The organism is Mixta sp. BE291, from assembly GCF_031457955.1.
GTDB lineage: Bacteria > Pseudomonadota > Gammaproteobacteria > Enterobacterales > Enterobacteriaceae > Mixta.
In genome coordinates, this window is record NZ_JAVDXN010000001.1 from 425310 (window position 1) to 445396 (window position 20087).

A 20087-nucleotide genomic window follows, 5' to 3' on the forward strand; every position below is an offset into this window, starting at 1 on the left:
CTTGATAGATGTGGAATGCTTATATCGCGCTGGGGCTTAAAGCTTAGTAATAATAATATGAATATTCTATTAAAATAGGGCGCTAAGATGAGTCAGGAAGTTTTACAGTTTGCAAAAGACTTTATTAACAACAAGATTACTGGTGATGAATTTGCTAACCCTTATCAGGAAAAATGGAAAGCTGAGCGTGATAAGGGTTTGCTAGCAAAAGACCCTGCAGAACTCAACGAGAAATTATCCACGTTATTCTGCCTTGCCGATCAGTACAATCCTGATCTATACCGTCATTACTCGGAGTTTAGTGCAAGCGAGTTAAAAAAACGGGTCAGTGAATTACTTAAATAACCCCCATCGAATCGACTAAGGGATATTTTTAGAAAAACACTTTTCTTGAATGAAAATTGCGCCCGTTGAGTGTGCATGCTTTGTATCAGTGCGGGATAGAAAAATTTAAATGGCGCTGTGAAATGTCCTTTATGGAATAAGATCAAAGCGCCGCCTGTTAAAGAATTTTTTATTTAAAAGGATTGCCTTGCTTATCAATGTACTCTTTGCCAAAAGTATATGATGCATAATCCGTCAAATGACCGACGTCACGATAAACGGGGACGCCGTTGATAACTGTTTTACAGGTGTTATCCTGACACTGCACCGTTTTAGGATCTATGATTATCAATGACGGATAGTCCTTTTTAAGTTTATCAAATAGCTGGCTGAACCATTCATTTTCATCACCCGCCCAATCCATATGGTTACAAGAATTAGGGATGTAATCTTTTCTGAGTTTTATATGCTGAAAAAAGCAGGTCATATAGTTTTTTGGCATTGGATAAATGGTTTTTATGACAACTGGCGTTGCTTTGGATGCCACAATTATATCCAGTGCGGTTCTGAAAGAGTTTTCAATTCTATCTCTTGAGAGGGACATTGAGCGCTTGTCACCGGCATTGTTGATTATGTGATCTCCAGCGTAATTCATCCATACTTCACCAATGATTACATAGCTAAATTTTCCGGTTTTTATATTTTCATAATATTTTTTAGTATTATCATGACAGTCTTTATAGACAGTGTTTTTAAAATACCACCAGTCAAATTGATAAATGCCGGGCAGGGTTAAGCATGAAGATGTCCCCTGAACGGTGACTGAGATACGGGCATCTTTTGCAAGAACATCAAAAAAATCCCAGAAGTGATTAGAGTGAGAATCGCCTATTAGCAAAGCTTTTTTTTCAGCATTGACATCTCCTACAGTACAATTCGTATCCGCACCATCAGTATTTCCGTTAAGGCATGATTCTCTGTAAGGGGACTCATGACTCTGTAATATACTTTCAATTCGAGCGTATTCTGAACCAAAACGATTATCAAAGCCGTTTTGTTTTTCGCTAAAAGAATATAAAGCCAGAAAGAATACTGCAGGAGTTAACACCAAAAATGAAAATGATTTTGCTAATGACCACCTTATTTTTCGGCATGGCTTTTCAATGAAAATATAAGAAAAATATGCGATGACGAAGGTTAAAGAGAAAGAAAAAATTTTAATGCTCGTGTTTTCTTGTAGGCCAAGATATTTACCTGTTGCGAAAACAGGCCAGTGCCATAAGTATACAGAGTAAGAAATAGAGCCGATAAAAACTAATGGAGGAATGGAAAGTAGACGAGTTATGACACCGCTAGCGGATATTCCTGTGAAAATAAGCGTTGCGCTAGCGAAGCTTACAATTACTGCATGATAATCAGGGTAACCTAGTACAATATTTTCTTTGGTTGCACAATAAATTATTGCTGAAATAGAAAGGGTGCCTAATAAGGAAGCGAGTTTTGGATTTAGTTTTACTCGCTCAATGTTCAATATAACAATGGCGCTGCCTAGCATAAACTCAAATATACGAGCGCTTAAATAATAATAGCTTTTGTTAGGGGCTTTATCAGACAAATAAAGCGCAATGCCTAACATGCCGATACTGAAAAAGATGGTGACTGTCTGTGCTTTTCTTTTTGATAGGTAGCGGTTAGCAAGAAAAAGTACGGTTGGTAATAGCAGGTACCATTGCCATTCGATTGATAATGACCATGTATGTAGTAACAACAAATATGCGGCATCTGGTGCTGCATATCCGGTGGTTGAGCGAGAAAAATACTGGTTTGAAGTCAGTAGTGTTGTGTATTTAGCGCTTTTTGCATAATCAATGAAATCGGCAGGTAAGTAAAAAATGGCTGCAAGTAATAAAGTAAAAATCAATACCGAGATAAAGGCTGGTTGCAATCTCCATAAACGTCGAACATAAAAATCTGAAAGTGAAAATGTTCTCTTTTCCAAAGAAGAGGAAATAATGGATGTTATCAAGAAACCCGAGATAACAAAAAATATATCAACGCCAATAAAACCAGAGGGGAATAAACTTATGCCGCCATGAAACATAATAACTAACAATACTGCAACTGCTCTTAAACCATCAATATCTGAACGATAACGCATCAAATTGCCTTGTATAGCTTTCTTATTAATAAAACCCCTACGGGGTTGCTTACATACGCTGATTTTACCAGTCTCTTATCTAAAACTGAAGTTAACTCCCTCTCCTGTGTTCATCTGACAAAGCAAGGTTATCTCATTGATGGCTTATTGTGTTCCTACCGCTACCAGAACCTTCTCCTGTAACTCTGACCGTGGAGCAGCTTCTATCGATTTGGTGCAGCTGGCCACTTTATAAAGGCAAAAACATAAAGCATAATGAAATGCAGTCCGGGCATGGACAGAAAGAGTGCCATTTTCCAGTCGAAGCCCGCTTTCTGAGCCATGCGATAGCAAGGAACGAAAGTGATTAACCAGATTATTAGCGAAAGCGCTGCCAGCGGGTTGGGCTTTTCCATTGAAATGTCTCCTGAAATGATTTACAGAAGGTATCGGCAGCGAGCCAAAATTATTTAGGCGGATTATATCGCCTGTAATCAACGCCCGACTTAAAAATAAGCGACTAGTATTCACTAAGAATAAAGCACTGTTATCAGGATTGTAATAAAGCAGTAGTACGGGAAAGCCGCTCATTTCCACTATTATGAAAATTGATAATGCCTGATCCAGCCGCTTAGCCTGGCTTTCTCGCTAGGAATTTTCTTAGTTACACAAATTCGCTATACGCCGATCGCAAGCGCGAAAACAGCGCCTATACTAGGTGCGCAGATAACAAGAGACGCAGACACATCGGAAGGGGCGCTATGAAAAAAGTATTAATGCTGGTGGTCTGTTTATATCTTACCGGGTGTTCATGGGGCGTGGCGTCGTTGATTCCCGCCTCGGATGTCTGTCCAAACGGACGGGATGGTATCACCGGTCAGTGCCGCTAACGGCAAGCCTGGCCGCGTTGCACCAGGTACCGCCATCAAACGATGGCGGTACGCCAGATCTCCGCTATTTTACGCGCTTGTCTGACGCGTCAATGATCAGTTCTCCATTCTCTTTAGCAAACATGCCCTGTTGCGGATTGGGTAGAATATCCAGCGCTTTTTCCATTGGCCGACAGAGCCGGGTGCCCAGCGGCGTCACCACAATCGGACGATTAATCAGTAACGGATATTGCACCATAAACGCGATAAGCTGCTCATCGCTAAACCGATCTTCCTCCAGCCCCAGCGTGGCATAAGGCTCGACGTTGTTGCGTAACAGGTCGCGCGCGCCGATGCCCATATCCGCCAGCAGCGTTTTTAGCTCGTCCTGCGAAGGCGGCGTCTCAAGATAGTGAACAATGCGTGGCTCCTCGCCGCTGTTGCGAATCAGCGCCAGGGTGTTACGTGAGGTTCCGCATTTTGGGTTGTGATAAATAGTGATAGTCATTAGCGTGTCTCAAAACCAGGGAAGGGCCGATTATAACGACAGCCACAGCGCCAGCGCGATAAGCGTCACCAGTAAAACCGGCAGCGTCATCACTAAACCCACGCGAAAGTAGTAGCCCCAACTGATGCGAATATCCTTTTGCGCTAATACATGCAGCCACAACAGCGTCGCCAGGCTGCCAATCGGGGTAATTTTAGGACCGAGATCGCAGCCGATAATATTGGCGTAAATCATCGCTTCTTTAATCACGCCGTGCGCCTCGCTGGCATGAATGGATAGCGCGCCGATTAACACCGTTGGCAAATTATTCATCACCGAGGACAGCGCCGCCGTCAGCAGGCCGGTGCCCAGCGTGGCTATCCAGATCCCCTGATGCGCCAGCTGACTGAGCAGGGCAGACAAAAAGCCGGTCAGGCCAGCGTTACGCAGCCCGTAAACCACCAGGTACATGCCCAGAGAGAAAATCACAATTTGCCACGGCGCGCCGCGTAATACTTTGCCGGTATCAATGACCTTTCCGAGCCGCGCAATCAGCCAGAGGATAAACGCAGCTACCGCCGCGACCAGGCTCACCGGCACACCGCGCGGCTCCAGAACAAAAAAGCCGACCAGCAGGATTGCCAGCACCATCCAGCCCGCTTTAAAAGTGCGTGGATCGCGGATGGCCTCGCGGGGCGTTTTCAACCGTGCCGTATCATAAGCAGCGGGTATATCGCGGCGGAAAAAGAGATGCAGCATCGCCAGGCTGGCGGCAATGGCGGCCAGATCAACCGGCACCATAACCTGCGCGTAATCTTTAAAGCCGAGGTGGAAATAGTCCGCCGTGACGATATTTACCAGGTTCGAAACCACCAGCGGCAGGCTGGCGGTATCGGCAATAAAGCCAGCGGCCATGACGAAAGCCAGTGTGGAAGCGCGACTAAAGCCCAGTGCCATCAGCATCGCGATCACAATCGGCGTCAGAATCAGCGCCGCGCCATCATTAGCAAACAGCGCCGCCACGCAGGCACCCAGCAAAATAATCAGCGTAAATAGCCGTTTTCCATGGCCTTTGCCGCTGCGCGCCACGTGCAGCGCCGCCCATTCAAAAAAGCCGCTCTCATCCAGCAGCAGGCTGATAATGATGATGGCGATAAAGGTGGCCGTCGCGTTCCAGACAATCTGCCAGACGGTAGCAATATCGCTGAGGCTGACCGCGCCGCTCAGTAACGCCAGCGCGGCGCCAAGAGAGGCGCTCCAGCCAATTTGCAGGCCGCGCGGCTGCCAGATAACCAAAACAAGCGTAAAAATGAAAATTGCACCGGCCAAAAGCATGGCACCTCCGTGGTAAAAAAGTTGACAGCAAGTACAGCAGCGAACGGCAAAAAAACAGCCCCGTCTCTGTAAACCCACCTCGATAGCGTAAGGCGCGGAACAGGAACGGGGCTGTCAGACAGAGAGCTCAGCCCGATATCGCGTGACGTGAAGCCTAATCGCGGGAAATAAAAATAATATGCGAAGGCGTTTCGCTCATCAGCAACATCTCCTCCGCCTCGCCGCTGGCGGAAACAAAGGTCACGGTATCGCCCTGGGTGAGCTCCTCAAACGCTTCGGCGGGCTGCGTCGCCTTTAATATCTCAAAATGGCTGCGTGGGGATGCATCTTCTCCTGCTGGCTGCTCGGTAAAATAGTTGCCGGTAAAGGCATATTCCGGATGGTCTTTAATGTGCAGTTGAACAGAGGGCATAACTCCTCCTGATTACCGTGGTCAGAATTATCAGCCTAAACCCAGTTATTCAGTTTGCCATTTGCCGGAGATAAAAGAGCCGCTGATTAAGATTTATCTTAATCTGCCGCAGCGGCAAAACGCGTCAGCCCTGACATGGCAACTTTGCCTGACAATTATAGATATATATATGCAATTTTAATCGGGATGGATGCTTGTTAAAGCATCAGTTAAGCGTAGGCTTAAGGCACGTCGAAAATGTACGAGGTCTTATCAATATGAGGTAATCATGTATTCACTCCGGTTCTGTTGTCCCCTCTGCGGGAGCAACAAATTCATTTTCACCTGTCAGTCAAATGCTAAAAAAACCCGTCACGGAGCCAGCTGCGCCTGCTGTCAACGTCCTCTCACCATCGCTTCCTGTCTTGCTGCCGCGGCAAATAGTCCGCAGTGGGCTAAAAGCTTTTAACTTTAAACTGTGACATTACGGGCGTGGTATAAGCGGCGATTACACCAGCCGTACCGGCTGAAGATGCGGGTTCGAGTCCTGCTGCCCGTTCCAGTCTGAATCATTTTGTCAGCCAGCCTGGCTGCAAACCGGTTTATTTCATAAACATAAGCGCAATGTTAATTTTCTGATGCTCACATGCTGCTTCGTTGATAAACGGGCAGGCAGTCGCGGCAACGAAACCGATAAAACGCCCTGAATAGCACGCAATGAGGGCCGCTGGCGCGTCTGCCATACGGCCTCACGTTGCCTTTTCTGATAGAATCTCATGCGCAGACCTTTCTCTCTCCTGTCGAATTCCGGCTATGGTTGCGGTGCTGCTGGCTTTGACCCCGTTACGCCTTATTAAAGCGCTTAAATCAACGCGTCGGGGTTTGTGTTGTTTGGTTTCGGATAGGTTATTTTTGTAGGTCTTTTATGAAACAGCAGGGTTGGAAACTCCAGGATACGGTCTGGACGTTAGGTTTGTATGGCACCACGGTGGGCGCGGGCACGCTTTTTTTGCCGATTGAGATTGGCACGCGCGGCCCGGTTATTTTTATTATTATGCTGCTGCTGGGATTACCGCTCTCACTGCTGCCGCATCTGGTGCTGGGGCGCGTCTATATGAGCGAAGCCACGCCGCAGCGCTTGCCTGCGCTCAGTAGCTGGTTTGGGCCGCGCGGTGACTGGCTGATGACGCTGCTTTATTGTGTGGCTTTCTATCCAGTGATGCTGGTTTATGGGATTTCGCTGGTTAATGCGCTGGATAACTTTCTGGTAGAACACCTTCACCTTGCCAGCCTCAACAAAGGGCTGCTTACCCTGCTGTGTATGATTGTGCTGTTCGGCATTCTCAGCAAAGGGCGTAGCAAAGTGGTGGGCACATTAGGCACGCTGGCGTTGCCTTTTGCCATCGCCATTATTGCGATTGCCGCCGTACAGATCCCGCACTGGCGCTGGAGTAACGTTACCGATGCGCTGGATGCGCTGCCCGACGCCTCTGTTGAAAACACCTTTAAAAATATCTGGCTGACGTTGCCGCTTATTACCTTCTCTTTTTGCTGTGCGCCGATTATCTCTCCGCTGGTGGCCGATTATCAGGAATCGCGCGATAAGCTGCAGGTTTACCGGGTAATCAAAGTGGCCTATCTGGCGATATTTTTCAGCATTATCTTTTTCGTGTTCAGTTGCGTATTGAGCATTCCACACACGACATTTATTGAGGCGAAAGAGAAAAACCTGAACGTGCTGTCGGTTATTTCTTCTCCAGGCGGCGCGGGGATACTGTTTTATGTCGCGCCTTTTATCGCCATTGTCGGCATGACAAAATCCTTTCTCGGCGTTTCGTTATCGGTTACGGAAACCTTCAGCGACTTTACCGTCAGGCTGTTTAACTGCCGCAGCGATAAAGGCCGCAAATACAGCCAGGCGGCAGCGATGCTGGTCATGTATGGCGTCACTTCGTTGATCGTTTATGAAAATCCAAACGTGATCACGTTAATTGAGGCATTTTGCGGCCCGCTGATCGCCATTATTCTGTTTCTGATCCCCGCGTGGCTGATTTATAACAAGCCGTCGCTGGCGTTTCTGCGCGGTGGCAAGGCACTGGCGATTTTAGCTGGCGGGATTGCCACGCTTTCCGCGCTGCTCTATTCAATGATCTGATCGCGCTGCGGGACGTGAGGGGATGCGTTCCGCCGTGAGGTTCGGTTATTACGTCAGAGAGGCGGCGGCGTTGCTTATCGCCTGGTTGCGGCCACTATGCTTGGCCTGATAGAGCGCATGGTCGGCGCCTTCTTTAATGCGCTGCGCATCCTGTGCGGCATCGCTGCCGACCAGCACAAAGCAGCCCGCACTCAGCGTGACGACCCCCTCGGCCAGCTCGGTGCTTTCATGGGGAATCGCCGCTTCGCGCACCGCGTCCACCGCCGTTTGCGCAATGCGCAAGGCGGCATCAAGCGTGGCGTCGGGCAGAACAATCGCAAACTCCTCGCCGCCGTAACGCGCAATTAAATCCGTTTGCCGCAGCGGCAGATTTTTTAACGCGTCGCCTACGCGGCGCAGGCAGTTATCGCCCGCCACGTGCCCGTAAGTGTCGTTGTAGCGTTTGAAAAAATCGATATCCATCATAATTAATCCCACTGGCCTGCCGCTGATGGACGAACGCTTCAGGCTTTGCGCCAGAAAAACGTCAAACTGACGCCGGTTCGCCAGCGCGGTCAGGCCATCCAGCATAGCCAGCGCCTGCAAACTCTGATTGATGGTGGTCAGCTCATCGCGCAGTGTGGTCAGCTCCACCTGGTTTTCTACATTCGTTCGTACCTGGCGCAGCACCACCGCGCCGATCAAAATAATGATCAGCAGCAGCGTGCCGTTCAGCACCAGATCCGGCATGCTGTCATGTACCCATTGCGACCAGAGCGCGGATTTATCAAAACCGGCCGCCACAATCAGCGGATATTGCCCGGAACGCGCATAGCCGAAGATACGGACCTTGTTGTCCAGCGCCGAGTTCCAGGTGCCTTTGCCGCGATCCGCACGCACCAGCTGCGTGGTAAATAAGGGGCTGGCTGAGAGGCTGCGATTGATAAACGAGTCGGGGAACGGACGCACATACAGGGCGGTGCCGTCGTCCAGCAGCAGCGCCAGCAGATCGCCATCGCCCATTTCAAAATAGCTGTAGAAGCGGCGAAAAGAGTCAACCCGCACCGTGGCCAGTGCGACGCCCGCGAAACTACCGGCCGCATCGTTCAGGCGCATTGAAACCGGGATCACCAAATCGCCGGTTAACCGACTGCGGATCACATGACCGATATGCAGGCTGCCATGACGATTTGCCCGATGATAGATAAAATATTCCCGATCGGCATTATTCATATTGGCTGGCGTGTTCGCAGCGGCGGTGGCTACCCAGTTTCCCTGCGCATCATAGACAAACAGGCCGTTAAGATGCGGCAGGCCGCTTTTCATTTCTGTCAGCACCGCGCTGAGCGCCGCTTTATTTACCGCTGCCGGGCCGTCGGGCGGAATATCGCGCTGAATCGCACGCAGCGTGATCTCCGTTTGTAAAAAGGTATCTTCCGCCTGACGCGCCTGCGAAACCGAGAGGTTAACCGCGCTGCTTTCAGTATCCTGCAGTTTGCGCGCCCAGGAGCGATCGAGCGTCCAGGCGCTGACCACCAGCACCGCCGTCAACAGCAGCAGCATAAATATCGCCATGGTTCTGCCAAGCGAAGAGTGCAAAACAAACGCGCCGGAAAGTTTCTCGCTAATTTTCATCGCTCTTTTTGCTCCAGGTGTCTCTGTTAAGTAAAGCACAGCTTATGTTTTTACGGCAGAGCCGCCGCGATAAACTCAGATTCCGCAGTGAACAAGGGCGTATTAGCGCAATAAAAAAGCCCGCGCGAGGCGGGCTGGACATTTCCGAAGAGCCGGTAGCGATACCGGCAAGCAGCTTACAAGATTACGTCAGTGATGAGTTGCCTGATGAGTTGCGCAGAATCTGCATCCTCTCGTCAGGCTTGATGACTATCGGCGCGCCAAAGGGGAACTTTAGCGCGTCAACAAAACATCACTATTCCTGTTCTGCCATTTCAGTGATTTGGTGGTCAATCAGGCTATCGGATACGTGGATCGCAGCGGTAAAGCTGGCGGCTATTGCCAGTAACCACATCAATTTTTTCAGCGTCATGACTTTCTCCATAGCGTTATTCGTTTATTCATTTCCTGCTATCGTGGCGCATTGAAGTAAAAATATCTGACCAGCCATTATGGAAAGGAAAGCGATGGCGCCTTCCGGGGAAGTTTAACCGTTATTGGTTTCTAACGCTCGCTGGCTTGCGGGGCGGTCAAAACAGCGCGTCATATAATTCTTTAACGGTTCGCTAAGCGTTAGACCCGCAGCCTGCGCCCACGACAAATTATGCGCGAGGAAAATATCGGCCAGCGTAAAGTTTTCTCCGGCAATCCAGCGATCGGTGCGAGCCTGCGACAGCAGACGCAGCGAGGCCTGCGCATCGGCCGCCGCGACCTCGGCAACCGCCGCAACCCGCGCTGACTCCGGCAGCAGCCGCGTATGCTTCAGCAGTAACCAGACGGGCGCTTCCAGTTCCGTGATGGCAAAGCTTAACCATTGATCGATGATTGCCTGCTCGTCAGCCTGCACCGGATAAAGCACGCGCGCGGCATATTTACTGCAAATAAATTTGCAGATAGCCAGCGTTTCGGCGAGGAAAAATGGGCCATCTTCCAGCACCGGAACTTTACGCTGGGGGTGGGGCGATCTGATACCGGGTTCTCCCGGTGTCAAAGCGACGCGAACAGATTCATACGGCATGCCTATCTCTTCCAGCGTCCACAATACGCGCAGCGAGCGGCTTTTAGGATAAGTGTAAATTTTCAGCGTCTGTCTCCTTTATGTCTGTTTTTCCGTTACCTCAGCACAGGCTAACGCAGCAAACCATAATGCGCCATTCACAACGTGCTGCGCGGTGGTTGCTCTTCGTTAAACACAATACCCAACTGACGGCGCGCTTCATCCATGGTGGCAAGCGTAAGCAGCGAGGCGGCAAGCGGGCGTATCGGCGAATCTGTTAGCCCCTGGCCGATACACCAGGCGACATGCTCGGCCTCATGCGTCAGCTGGCTATATCGGTTTGCAGGCTCTTCCCAGCGCAGCACCTTGTTGCCCTGACTGGCGGTCAGTGTAAAGTTACCGGGCGCATAAAACTGTCCGTCCAGCAACAGCGTGGCGTCACGCCCTGCCAGCGTGGCGCGCCCCGGCGTATTGCTGAACAGCGTCGTATTCAATACCGAATGCATGCCCTGTGCATGGGTAAACAGCATGGAGGCCTGACCGTTGACGCCGCCCGGCGCTGGCTGGCCTTGTGCCATAATGCTTTCCGGCGCGCCGCCGATCATCATGCTGAATGAAACCAGGTAACTGCCGAGATCGAGCATCGGTCCGCCCGCCAGCGCCGGATTGAAAATACGGTGGTCGGGCGTAAAAAATTCGCCGTGATCGGCAATCAGCGTATGCAGCTCGCCTAATGCGCCATCGGCCAGCAGCTGGCGCAACACATCATATTTGGGCGTGAAGTCACACCACATCGCCTCCATACAGAAGCGGTTCGCTGCGCGTGCCGCCGCCTGTAACGCTGCGCCTTCGGTGGCGTTCAGCGCCAGCGGTTTTTCAATCAGTACATGCTTACCGGCACGCAGGGCCTGCATGCCATCAGGGAAGTGATGGTTGTGCGGGGTAGCGATATAAACAACGTCAATATCAGCCTGCGCCAGCAGCTCCTCCGCATTGGTATAGGTGTGCGGAATATCCCAGCGCCGGGCAAAATCGCGCACTTTTTCCGCGCGCCGCCCACAGACTGCTACCAGCTGCTGATCGGTGTGCTGCGTTAAGGCGCTGGCGAAATGGTCGGCAATCCAGCCGGGCCCGATAATGGCCCAGCGCAGGGAAGGGATGGCTTTGCGTTCGGGGTAGCGTGCAACAGGCAATACGGAAGGGAACATAACCACTCCTTTTTCGTTAAGATTATATAATCTTAGCGTACCGGCGGCGCATCAACCCAACGGTGTGATGAAAGCACGATAAAAAGCGCGCGCGGCAAATGTTCCCGCTTTGATAAAGGAAAACCTCAGCTGGCGCAATGCAAGTCTGCGGCCAGCTGTCACCGATAAGGGGGTTAATGCGTCTCTTTTTCGCCGAGGAAATAGAAGCCCAGCGGCAGGGAAAAAATCAGCGTAATCACAGTGGTATAAACCACCACCATGGCGCCCTGCAAAATATACATTTGCGTCGTCCAGTCAGAGAGCGGCAGATTGTACTCCTCAATAACGCCGCCAATAGTGGCGCGAATAAGAATTGCCAGCGCAATGATAAAAACAACCAGCACCGAAAGCAGAAACTTCTTGCCCTCGGCGGTTTTTAATCTTTCAGGGAACATACAGAGCCTCTTTTCAGGAATAACTGCGGCCATGCTAACCGTTAAGCGAGTATACAACGTCCGGGAAGGGGAAGGGATAAAAAGGGGATAACGATCGTCATCCCCTCGCGATATCGATTTAGTTGGCGTGCCCGGCTGCTAATTTACGCGCTGCGCGCACCTGCTCTTCCGTTACCGGCGCAGCCTGATTTCCCCAACTGCCGCGCAGATAGCTCATCAGATCGGCCACCTGCTTATCGTTAAGCGTCCAGCCGTATCCCGGCATTTTTTGCGCCATCTCCTGACCGGTGATCGGCGTTTGCGCCCCTTCCAGCACCACACGCAGCGCGGTCAGCGGGTTATCCGCTATCAGCGCAGCGTTATCGGTTAAGGCCGGAATGGTGTTATCCACGCCTTCGCCTTTGCCACCGTGGCAGGTCGCGCAATACTTCGCATAGGTGCGCGCACCTGACTGCATCACGGCGGCGGTAGGGCGGGCAGGCGCGGCAACGGACGTAACCGGCGGCAGGCTGCGCAGATAGCTGCCGATAGCCTGCAGATCGCTATCGCTCAGATATTGCGTGCTGTGGCTGACCACATCGCCCATCGGCCCGGCAACGGCGCTATGGGCGCTGCGTCCGGATTTTAACAGGCTGACTACCCGCTCCGCAGGCAGGCCGCGCAGCGACGGCGCATACCAGCCGTCAAGCTCGGCGCCGCTTAAATAACGCGCATCGCTGTTGTCCAGCGCCTGCTCCTGCATCGCCCAGCCACGCGGCGTATGACAACTGCCGCAGTGGCCCGCGCCCTGCACCAGGTAAGCGCCGCGATTCCATGCGGCGCTCTGCTGCGTATCAGGCTGCCAGCGCGCTTCCTGATGGAACAAGCGATTCCAGATCGCCAGCGGCCAGCGTACCGATAACGGCCATGGGATATCGCTGGCGCGGTTGGCCTGCGGCTGTGGCGCGACGTCATGCTGTAAATAGTCATACAGCGCACGCATATCCGCCTCGCTCATTTTCGCATAGGCGGTGTAGGGCATCGCCGGATACAGGTGATGCCCATCTTTCGCTACGCCCTGACGCATGGCCCGCTCGAAATCAGCAAAGGAATCATTGCCAATGCCGTGCTGCTTGTCCGGGGTAATATTGGTGGCATAAATATCGCCCAGCGGCGTGGTGAATTTCATGCCGCCCGCCAGCGTCTCGCCGTGACAGGCGGTGCAATCGCCCGCTTTGGCGACATATTCGCCCGCCGACATCGCCTGCGCGCTGCCGGTTAACGCCACGAGCAGGGCAAACGCCGAGAGAGTCTGTTTCATGCTTCCTCCTTCTTCGCCGCCTGGCCGCTGACCAGTTCATTGACGGCGCGCCACGCCTGATCGATGGCGGAATTGGCGTACGGGCTCCAGTCTGAATCTGAGTTGGCGATGGTAATGTTGCCTACCGGCTGACGCGCGGTGTCGATAATTTTCTGCGCTTCTTCTTCGTCATCAAACAGGCCGTTAAGGAAGTAGGAGTAACCGTGCGACCAGCGGTTAACGGTAATCGCCTGAATATCGCGTTGATGATCGAAACCGGCGCTGCCGAGCATGCCCTGTAGCTGTTCGCGGATCATCCGCTCATGCTCTGCAAACGAGGTGCCCAGCAGCTGCGCGCGCCCTTTGCGGGCCTGTTCGCGCGGGCTGAGTCCGCTGCCTGGCAGAATCGGGACATGCACCATATGCAGCCCCATCGGCTGGTTGGGATCGCGCGGATGCTGATAGCCGCCGAGATCAACTGGGTAATCGAGCTTCACGCGGCAATAGGGCGCGGTGGGGCAGTAAACCTCATGTACGCCGAGCTGCACAAACGACTGCCAGTTACGAATAAGCACTTTGCTGTAGACCAGCGGCGATTTAACGTTCTGCTTCAGCGCCTCCTGCTGTTGCGGCGACATTTCCGGCACCAGATAGGGGATCATCATATTGTAACCGGCCATCACCACCTGCCCGGCGCGCACTTTACGCAGCTTATCGCCGGTCATATAGCTTACTTCTACCTGCTCGCCAACGTTTGCCACATGCAAACCGGTGCTGCTCAGGCGCAGCTTCACCGGCCAGGCAGAACGGTCGAGCTGCGAATAGTCGAACCGGGCCTGCACGATATCGTGCATATCTTTGCCCGGCGGCGCGACCTGTGGAATCAGATGACGCACCATCAGGCGCGCCAGCGTCGCGTTACCGTCCGGGAAGTGAAACACATAAGGATCGTTCAGATCCGCCAGCGACTCCGCATCCAGCGGCGGCAGATTCATTCCGTCCAGACCCGGCAGATCGCAAATAAGCGCATCGCTACAGGAGGTCGCATCAATGCCTACCGCCTGGAAATCGCTGGTGGTTTGCTGGAAATAGCGGATAGCCATTTCGCTCAGACCCACTTTTTCCCGCAGGAACTGGGTATAGCTGTGCGTATCGAGCCAGTTAATTTTTTCTTCCGCGCTCAGCTCTGGCAGATAATCTTTTTTGACGGTATGTAGCGCAATCAGCGCCTGGCGATCGCTTTCCGGCAGCGGAAAATCACCGATAAATTCTGTGTAAGGGCGGCCATTCAGGCGATCGCGTGGGATATCGTCCGCCACCATCCGGCCCGGATCGCCGCTGACCAGCTTATCGACGCCAAAGTTCTGTCGGTCAAAATAAACGCCGCGGCTCAGATTCAGATCGGGATAGAAGGTTTTATCAAACGCCTGTTCCAGCCCGTCAATGCTGACGCCAAGCGACGTTAACAGGCCCATCGCCACCGGACTGAAATTAGAGCGTGGCGACTGCAACGATTCACTGCCGCCGTAGCCGAGCAGCGTGCCGTTATCGCTTTTCAGCTCATTGCGTTTGGCGTGGCCGCCGAAATCGTCATGGTTGTCCAGCAGCAGGATGCGCTGCTGTTTGCCTTTCAGCTGTTGCCAGAAACAGGCGGCAGCCAAACCGCTGATGCCCGCGCCCACCACCACCAGATCATATTCTTCTTCGACCGGCAAAGCGGCAAAGTTAAATTTTCCCCCGTCGCGCGCCAGCAGATGCGCATGCTCAAACGAGCCGGGATGGTTGCCGCGTAAGCCGGTCAGGCCTGGCGGGTAATGGAGCGTCTGTTGTGCGGTTTGCGGCGCGGCACGCAGGATCTCTCCCGGCGTCAGGCCCGCAGCAACGGTAATCGCTACGCCATTGAGAAAATCGCGACGGGTAATGCCCATATTGGCTTCCTTTTATTTTTTGTGGGCGGATCGTCGGCGGCCCGCCAGCTGTTGTAACCTACGGGCAGAAAGAGGCTGATCCGAAGGCCGGGCTATTCTGCAAATAAGCGGCGTCGGGTCAAGTAAAAGAATGGGTTAGCGTAACAGGATTGTGAGCGGGCTTGGCCTGGCAGGAGAAAAGGCGCCCGATTAAAAATAATCAGGCGTGCCGGATTTATTCACCCCAGCCCGTTTGCTGGCTGATAGCGCGGCGGTAAGGCGTATCTAACTGCTGCGGCACCTGCTCAAGATAATGACGCGCATGTTCACGCTGCTCGCCTTCCAGGCTGAGCAGGTAAGCGATGGCATCGTCAATGGTGGGGACTAAACCTTCTTTATGCGCCATACGCGGCGGCAGCGCCGTCCAGATCACCGCATCAATCTGGCGTTGCTGCGCCCATTCGGTTAGCGGCCCAACAGTGGCTCCCTGGGTTATCAGCATACCAACGCCATCGACGCGATCTGGCGGGATCTGCTCGCGCTGGCGTAGCGCTTCACATGCCTGTTCCAGCGTATCAACCGCCAGCAATGTCCAGAAAACCTGAACCAACGGCGCATTAAGGCAGACGGCGGTAGCCAGTTCGCCTTTGTCGCCCACACGGGAAAATTCAATCGGGAAAAAGGGGCCATCGGCGTGCCACTCTTCGCTGACCGGCAGCGGCTCGGGTTTCCACAGCAGCGAACCCCAGCCCAGGCATGCAATGTTCATGGGTTATCTCCTGAATCGATTTTATTATGAGGCGCAGGCGGCAGGTGGCGCTGGCCTTATTATCAGCATAGAACGAACCGCGAGGAGTACCAGTCCCGCTTTGGCTGATACGCCGGTCTCTTTTTTAGCGGCATAAAAAGCGCATCTGACAGTTAACAAGCCGAGGGGCAAGCACCCATGGTTAAACCTTTCGATTTGATAGGAAATTCCTTAAATAGCGTGGTGCGCCATGCTGGTTTTGGTTTCAGCATTACGCCGCAACCAGACAGCTAAAAGGCGCGATAACGTGAAAAGATGGCGCTAACTTTTACGAAAATTGACATTATTCTCCAAAGGGAAAAGCGTGCAGGAAAAAAGAGACGGCAATTGTCAAATGCGAATGTTTATTGTTGTTATTTGATTTATGGATAAACACCTTCCAGGCTTGATCTGGCGTTTTAACCCACCAGGCAAGAACGGAGGATGTATGTTTCATCATTCATCAAAATTGCAGTACCCGGTACGAGTAGAGAAAGCCGATCCAGAATTCGCGATGCTGCTGCAACAGGCTATCGGCGGTGTGGAAGGTGAAATTCGTGTGGCAATGCAGTATTTCTTCCAGGCGATGGGGGCGCGTGGCGATGCGCGTATCAGAGATTTGCTGATGTCCACCGCCACGGAAGAGCTGGGTCATATCGAAATGCTGGCCCATGCTGTCGCGCTGAATCTTGAAGGTGCGCCGCTTTCTTATCAGGAAGCCTCAGCCAAAGATCCCGTGGTTAACGCCATTCTTGGCGGCATGAACCCGCGTCATATTCTTTCTTCAGGTCTGGCGGCGATGCCGGTAAATGCCAACGGCATGCCTTTTGATATGAGCCATATTTATGCTTCAGGTAACGTGGCGGCAGATATGCTGGCGAACGTCACTGCCGAAGCGACAGGGCGCGTTCTGGCTACGCGACTGTATAACATGACGGAAGATAAAGGCATGAAGGATTTCCTCTCCTTCCTGATTGCCCGCGATACCATGCACCAACAGCAGTGGCTGGCGGTGATTGAAGATATGGGCGGCTTGAATGCCTCGCTGCCGATTCCTAACAGCTTCCCGCAGGAGAATGAAGCGTCAGAGCACGCCTACTACTGCCTGAATACCTCGCTTGATAAACCGTTACCGAAAGGTCGCTGGAGCGAAGGCCCGGCTTATGATGGTAAAGGGCAGTTCTCTGCTAAAGAACAACCTGAAATTCTCGGCGATGAGCCTCTGCTGGGGCCAGCCCGTCCGGGGTCAGGCGCGCAGAGTGAGCAGATCTCTGGCGCGGTACCGCCCACCGGCACGGTGAAATAAGTGTTTTAACTCGCTTCTTATCTGAGCTGCAGAAGGCCACCGTCAGGCGGCCTTATTTTTTACTGGAAAATAACTGCTAGTTCCTTTTGCGCCCGCTCTGTGCCAATCTCTGATCATGTTCAACGTCCGCCCTGTAGAGGCCGCTATGCTGGAATTAAGACCTAACTGCGAATGCTGTGATTGCGATCTGCCGCCGGAATCAACGCTGGCAATGATTTGCTCTTTTGAATGCACTTTCTGCCACAGCTGCGCCACAACGCGGCTGGCAGGGCGCTGTCCGAACTGCAAGGGCGAACTGGTACGCCGACCCGTCAGGCCAGTTGATAAACTCATTAACAATCCGGCCGCGACAAAAAGAGTGGTTTCACCCTGTTAACACGAGGCGTTAACATCTGTCGCCACGCAATAATAACTCCAGCGCCTGGCGATAGATCTGTAGCCGAACGGTGTCCTTTTCGGTTTCAATGTTTTCTAATAGTCCTGCAATGATCTTTTTTTCGTCGCGTCCTTTCTTCTTACTGGAAATGTGCTCCATTAGCGTGCGCAAAGCCGCCTCATGGCTTTTTTGTTTTTCCTGAGACTGCTTAAAATAATCAACAATTTGCGTTTCAATACCTGGGGTAGGGTTCACGGCTCATCTCCTGTAAAAATAATGCTTCCTTGAGAATAAATATACGATATCAAAAGAGAAATGCCCGTAAAAAAGATAGGGCCTGAAGTCGGGGCGCGATATTTCTTATTCGTCAGGTAAGTTTCTGTGGTCTCTTTTGCTTGTTTTGCATTGCTGAAGTTATATCGGAAAATGAATATTTATCCATTTTGCTATTTATCATTTTGTGTGGTCAGACCTGTTTTCATGGTCATTTATATGTCCCGTTAATCATTTTTATCTATAATGCTTAGCTAACTTAGTAATAGCTAACTTAATATTGACCTCGCAATTAAAGCAAATGTTGTTTTTTCCTGGTGTTTTTTAGGTAGATGTTAAATCATCGCTAAAAAAGGCAATATATAAAACAAATGTTATTTGTTTTTAAAAAAACGAAAACAATGCAAAGAAGTCATATAAATAATGTTATCTGTAATATGTCAATCAATGTATCCAATTGTCATTGTTTCTAAGCTATCTAAAGTTAGCTGAGCAAACCTCTTATTGATTATTGTTTGTTTAATTTAACTAAAATAATAAGAATTTTCCTTTCAACCATTAGTCGGGTGAAATATTATTTCACTCATGGTTAAACATGGTTTCATTAGGGTGATAAGTTTATAACCACCGGATGTACAATGGGTTTTTGCGTTATCGATGAGAGGGTGGCATGCATTACAACGTTATGGACTCGCTGATGTGCCCTTTAACAGGGACGATTTTTAGCGGTGTGATTACAGATAAAAATCTAAAGTTAATTATCTGGTATCAGGGAGAGACAATCATTCAGTCTGGCGATAGATTATCTTCAGCAGGCGATAAATTAGCGGTTAATGGTGTCGTCAGTGACATCAATGTTCTTACGGTGTTTCCTTTTAATCGGGCCAACTGGTCACTGTTATCTAAACGCACAAGATGCCCGGCAAATGGCATACATAAGCCATCAGGCTGTGATTGTCCCGCAGTCTGTCGCTTTGCTCGTTGTCCGTATGGATTAGAAAAAGCCATGGCGCAATAAAACGCTATCTTTAATGTACCGTATTTAACGTTGCCTTAGTGGGCAGTAAAAGGGCACCTTTTTATTCGACACTTATGTTGATAAGTGCAGACAGTTTTGGCCTGATGATTGTTGCCCGGGCAATGTTGATTATAAGCATGAAGTTTCTGCCAATAGAGGGTGCGAAAAATGGAAACATCAAGGATGGTGACAGGCTGGATATCGCCATTGATAATCATGCCCTGATCGGATGTTTCCAGTTTATCTCCGGGAAATAAGTACCTTTCTGCGTCGTACCATAAAACGAACTTCAGGTTGTAAGGCGAGCTTACCAGCGAAAAAACGGTATCTGAATCAGGGCTGACAATAGAGTCAAGTACATACCAAACCATAACTGCTCCATAAAACGGCAACAAAAAAATCCTGCTTTTTGAGTAAAAGAGTCTCGACTCTGCTACACAGATTATAGTCAGAATTTACTGCTATTTTTAGAAATTAATTAATTTTTCGCAACTTTTTAGTGCTTTTGATTTAACTTATTGATTATTTTGCGAAATGAAATAAGTTTTTGCTGAGTCAGGCGATGGGCGAGTGAAGAGGGCAAAAGGTGATGAGAAGTAAAACAGGAATGTTCTGAGAAGTGGGGGTACCTGTACTTTAAGAGAGTTGATACATAAATTATTTTAACGGAATATAGGCAGCGTTGGTTGTACGGGGCGTCGCAGCAGTTAACGTCCACGGCAACGCAAACCTGCCACAGTGTGATGCTGTTGGGCGGAGAAAAAAAGCCATCAGGCTGCAACACCAGGGAAACCTTCAGAAATTTGCGCTGCGCTGTTCAGGATGAAAAAAATAAAAATCGGTCAACCGCAGACAGCGCGAATGAAGGGTGCTAAGCTGACTAATCATTCAGCAAATATTAAGGTTTTTTTATTCTAACTATCAAATATCGATGCTCGCGTTGTCAGGGGCATCAGTGCCGTATCTCTTTGTTCGATGTTTCCATGCGTAATCCCCACGGTGCTATCTGCATCTTTTGTAAATCTCCCATGTTGGTAAGCTATCGGGTGCCGCAGGCTGCCTGAATCATCTCTTGTTACTGTCCTTATTGAACACGGCGGTTTCTCAGCACCTTGTTAAGTGCTGTGTGACTTGAAGTGTGGGGCACCTGC

21 protein-coding genes and 1 tRNA gene are annotated in these 20087 nt (G+C 50.9%); 8 read left to right on the forward strand and 14 right to left on the reverse strand.

The window, feature by feature from the left end:
• Positions 1-87 precede the first annotated feature (87 nt).
• Complete coding sequence (locus J2X14_RS01945; RefSeq protein WP_352409529.1) at positions 88-345, forward strand: colicin immunity domain-containing protein; 258 nt, start codon at positions 88-90, stop codon at positions 343-345.
• 169 nt (positions 346-514) lie between these two features.
• Here J2X14_RS01945 and J2X14_RS01950 read toward each other — a convergent pair whose 3' ends face one another.
• Both J2X14_RS01950 and J2X14_RS01955 read right to left on the reverse strand, forming a co-directional pair.
• Entirely contained in the window at positions 515-2482 is a 1968-nt protein-coding gene (locus J2X14_RS01950) for an acyltransferase family protein (protein WP_352409530.1), read from the reverse strand.
• Positions 2483-2685: 203 nt separating this feature from the next.
• A complete protein-coding gene (locus J2X14_RS01955) occupies positions 2686-2877 on the reverse strand; it encodes a hypothetical protein (RefSeq protein WP_352409531.1) in 192 nt (63 codons plus the stop codon).
• Positions 2878-3222: 345 nt separating this feature from the next.
• Between J2X14_RS01955 and J2X14_RS01960 the strand changes: the two genes are divergently transcribed.
• Positions 3223-3351, forward strand: coding sequence for a hypothetical protein (locus J2X14_RS01960; protein ID WP_352409532.1), 129 nt, complete (start codon positions 3223-3225; stop codon positions 3349-3351).
• A gap of 64 nt (positions 3352-3415) precedes the next feature.
• On the opposite strand, the gene arsC is transcribed toward J2X14_RS01960, so the two are convergent.
• The 3 genes from arsC to J2X14_RS01975 all read right to left on the reverse strand — a co-directional run bounded on the left by arsC (position 3416) and on the right by J2X14_RS01975 (position 5564).
• Entirely contained in the window at positions 3416-3838 is a 423-nt protein-coding gene (gene arsC / locus J2X14_RS01965) for an arsenate reductase (glutaredoxin) (protein ID WP_352409533.1), read from the reverse strand.
• 30 nt (positions 3839-3868) lie between these two features.
• A complete protein-coding gene (locus J2X14_RS01970; protein WP_352409534.1) occupies positions 3869-5152 on the reverse strand; it encodes an arsenic transporter in 1284 nt (427 codons plus the stop codon).
• 154 nt (positions 5153-5306) lie between these two features.
• Positions 5307-5564: a hypothetical protein gene (locus tag J2X14_RS01975; protein ID WP_352409535.1), complete on the reverse strand. Its 258-nt coding sequence runs from the start codon at positions 5562-5564 to the stop codon at positions 5307-5309.
• A 465-nt stretch (positions 5565-6029) separates the two neighbouring features.
• On the opposite strand from J2X14_RS01975, the gene J2X14_RS01980 reads away from it, so the two are divergent.
• Together J2X14_RS01980 and J2X14_RS01985 are read left to right on the forward strand one after the other, a co-directional pair.
• A tRNA-Val gene (locus J2X14_RS01980) sits at positions 6030-6105 on the forward strand.
• 363 nt (positions 6106-6468) lie between these two features.
• Complete coding sequence (locus J2X14_RS01985; RefSeq protein ID WP_352409536.1) at positions 6469-7698, forward strand: amino acid permease; 1230 nt, start codon at positions 6469-6471, stop codon at positions 7696-7698.
• Between the two features lie 48 nt (positions 7699-7746).
• On the opposite strand, the gene J2X14_RS01990 is transcribed toward J2X14_RS01985, so the two are convergent.
• The 7 genes from J2X14_RS01990 to J2X14_RS02020 form a co-directional block, all read right to left on the reverse strand.
• Entirely contained in the window at positions 7747-9312 is a 1566-nt protein-coding gene (locus J2X14_RS01990) for a sensor domain-containing diguanylate cyclase (RefSeq protein WP_352409537.1), read from the reverse strand.
• A 526-nt stretch (positions 9313-9838) separates the two neighbouring features.
• Complete coding sequence (locus J2X14_RS01995) at positions 9839-10435, reverse strand: glutathione S-transferase family protein (protein WP_352410119.1); 597 nt, start codon at positions 10433-10435, stop codon at positions 9839-9841.
• A gap of 71 nt (positions 10436-10506) precedes the next feature.
• Positions 10507-11556 (reverse strand): Gfo/Idh/MocA family protein, encoded by a 1050-nt coding sequence (locus tag J2X14_RS02000; protein ID WP_352409538.1) that lies wholly within the window; start codon positions 11554-11556, stop codon positions 10507-10509.
• Positions 11557-11729: 173 nt separating this feature from the next.
• Positions 11730-11990: a DUF2534 family protein gene (locus J2X14_RS02005; RefSeq protein WP_352409539.1), complete on the reverse strand. Its 261-nt coding sequence runs from the start codon at positions 11988-11990 to the stop codon at positions 11730-11732.
• Between the two features lie 118 nt (positions 11991-12108).
• Positions 12109-13290: a cytochrome c gene (locus J2X14_RS02010; RefSeq protein WP_352409540.1), complete on the reverse strand. Its 1182-nt coding sequence runs from the start codon at positions 13288-13290 to the stop codon at positions 12109-12111.
• Positions 13287-15197 (reverse strand): NAD(P)-binding protein, encoded by a 1911-nt coding sequence (locus J2X14_RS02015; protein WP_352409541.1) that lies wholly within the window; start codon positions 15195-15197, stop codon positions 13287-13289. Before J2X14_RS02015 ends, J2X14_RS02010 begins: the two co-directional genes overlap by 4 nt.
• A gap of 214 nt (positions 15198-15411) precedes the next feature.
• Entirely contained in the window at positions 15412-15945 is a 534-nt protein-coding gene (locus tag J2X14_RS02020; RefSeq protein WP_352409542.1) for a hypothetical protein, read from the reverse strand.
• Between the two features lie 466 nt (positions 15946-16411).
• On the opposite strand from J2X14_RS02020, the gene J2X14_RS02025 reads away from it, so the two are divergent.
• The gene (locus J2X14_RS02025; RefSeq protein ID WP_352409543.1) at positions 16412-17269 is read left to right on the forward strand and encodes a manganese catalase family protein; all 858 of its coding nucleotides are present in this window, start codon (positions 16412-16414) and stop codon (positions 17267-17269) included.
• Between the two features lie 145 nt (positions 17270-17414).
• A complete protein-coding gene (locus tag J2X14_RS02030) occupies positions 17415-17645 on the forward strand; it encodes a DUF1272 domain-containing protein (RefSeq protein ID WP_352409544.1) in 231 nt (76 codons plus the stop codon).
• A gap of 9 nt (positions 17646-17654) precedes the next feature.
• Here J2X14_RS02030 and J2X14_RS02035 read toward each other — a convergent pair whose 3' ends face one another.
• Entirely contained in the window at positions 17655-17900 is a 246-nt protein-coding gene (locus J2X14_RS02035) for a biofilm development regulator YmgB/AriR family protein (RefSeq protein WP_352409545.1), read from the reverse strand.
• Positions 17901-18588: 688 nt separating this feature from the next.
• Here J2X14_RS02035 and J2X14_RS02040 point away from each other — a divergent pair.
• Positions 18589-18936: a hypothetical protein gene (locus J2X14_RS02040; protein ID WP_352409546.1), complete on the forward strand. Its 348-nt coding sequence runs from the start codon at positions 18589-18591 to the stop codon at positions 18934-18936.
• 35 nt (positions 18937-18971) lie between these two features.
• Here J2X14_RS02040 and J2X14_RS02045 read toward each other — a convergent pair whose 3' ends face one another.
• Complete coding sequence (locus J2X14_RS02045) at positions 18972-19307, reverse strand: hypothetical protein (RefSeq protein ID WP_352409547.1); 336 nt, start codon at positions 19305-19307, stop codon at positions 18972-18974.
• A 549-nt stretch (positions 19308-19856) separates the two neighbouring features.
• Between J2X14_RS02045 and ymcF the strand changes: the two genes are divergently transcribed.
• A complete protein-coding gene (gene ymcF / locus J2X14_RS20980; RefSeq protein ID WP_502889956.1) occupies positions 19857-20000 on the forward strand; it encodes a cold shock small protein YmcF in 144 nt (47 codons plus the stop codon).
• The last annotated feature ends 87 nt before the right edge of the window (positions 20001-20087 follow it).

Bases quoted from the DNA above. Each gene is read 5' to 3' on its own strand.
- J2X14_RS01950 (WP_352409530.1), bottom strand. From the start codon at position 2,482: ATGCGTTATCGTTCAGATATTGATGGTTTAAGAGCAGTTGCAGTATTG.
- J2X14_RS02000 (WP_352409538.1), bottom strand. From the start codon at position 11,556: ATGTTCCCTTCCGTATTGCCTGTTGCACGCTACCCCGAACGCAAAGCC.
- J2X14_RS02005 (WP_352409539.1), bottom strand. From the start codon at position 11,990: ATGTTCCCTGAAAGATTAAAAACCGCCGAGGGCAAGAAGTTTCTGCTT.
- J2X14_RS02015 (WP_352409541.1), bottom strand. From the start codon at position 15,197: ATGGGCATTACCCGTCGCGATTTTCTCAATGGCGTAGCGATTACCGTT.
- J2X14_RS02040 (WP_352409546.1), top strand. From the start codon at position 18,589: ATGCATTACAACGTTATGGACTCGCTGATGTGCCCTTTAACAGGGACG.
- J2X14_RS02025 (WP_352409543.1), top strand. From the start codon at position 16,412: ATGTTTCATCATTCATCAAAATTGCAGTACCCGGTACGAGTAGAGAAA.
- J2X14_RS02010 (WP_352409540.1), bottom strand. From the start codon at position 13,290: ATGAAACAGACTCTCTCGGCGTTTGCCCTGCTCGTGGCGTTAACCGGC.
- J2X14_RS01955 (WP_352409531.1), bottom strand. From the start codon at position 2,877: ATGGAAAAGCCCAACCCGCTGGCAGCGCTTTCGCTAATAATCTGGTTA.
- J2X14_RS01985 (WP_352409536.1), top strand. From the start codon at position 6,469: ATGAAACAGCAGGGTTGGAAACTCCAGGATACGGTCTGGACGTTAGGT.
- J2X14_RS01970 (WP_352409534.1), bottom strand. From the start codon at position 5,152: ATGCTTTTGGCCGGTGCAATTTTCATTTTTACGCTTGTTTTGGTTATC.
- J2X14_RS02030 (WP_352409544.1), top strand. From the start codon at position 17,415: ATGCTGGAATTAAGACCTAACTGCGAATGCTGTGATTGCGATCTGCCG.
- J2X14_RS02020 (WP_352409542.1), bottom strand. From the start codon at position 15,945: ATGAACATTGCATGCCTGGGCTGGGGTTCGCTGCTGTGGAAACCCGAG.
- J2X14_RS01975 (WP_352409535.1), bottom strand. From the start codon at position 5,564: ATGCCCTCTGTTCAACTGCACATTAAAGACCATCCGGAATATGCCTTT.
- J2X14_RS01960 (WP_352409532.1), top strand. From the start codon at position 3,223: ATGAAAAAAGTATTAATGCTGGTGGTCTGTTTATATCTTACCGGGTGT.
- J2X14_RS01990 (WP_352409537.1), bottom strand. From the start codon at position 9,312: ATGAAAATTAGCGAGAAACTTTCCGGCGCGTTTGTTTTGCACTCTTCG.
- arsC (WP_352409533.1), bottom strand. From the start codon at position 3,838: ATGACTATCACTATTTATCACAACCCAAAATGCGGAACCTCACGTAAC.
- J2X14_RS01945 (WP_352409529.1), top strand. From the start codon at position 88: ATGAGTCAGGAAGTTTTACAGTTTGCAAAAGACTTTATTAACAACAAG.
- J2X14_RS02045 (WP_352409547.1), bottom strand. From the start codon at position 19,307: ATGGTTTGGTATGTACTTGACTCTATTGTCAGCCCTGATTCAGATACC.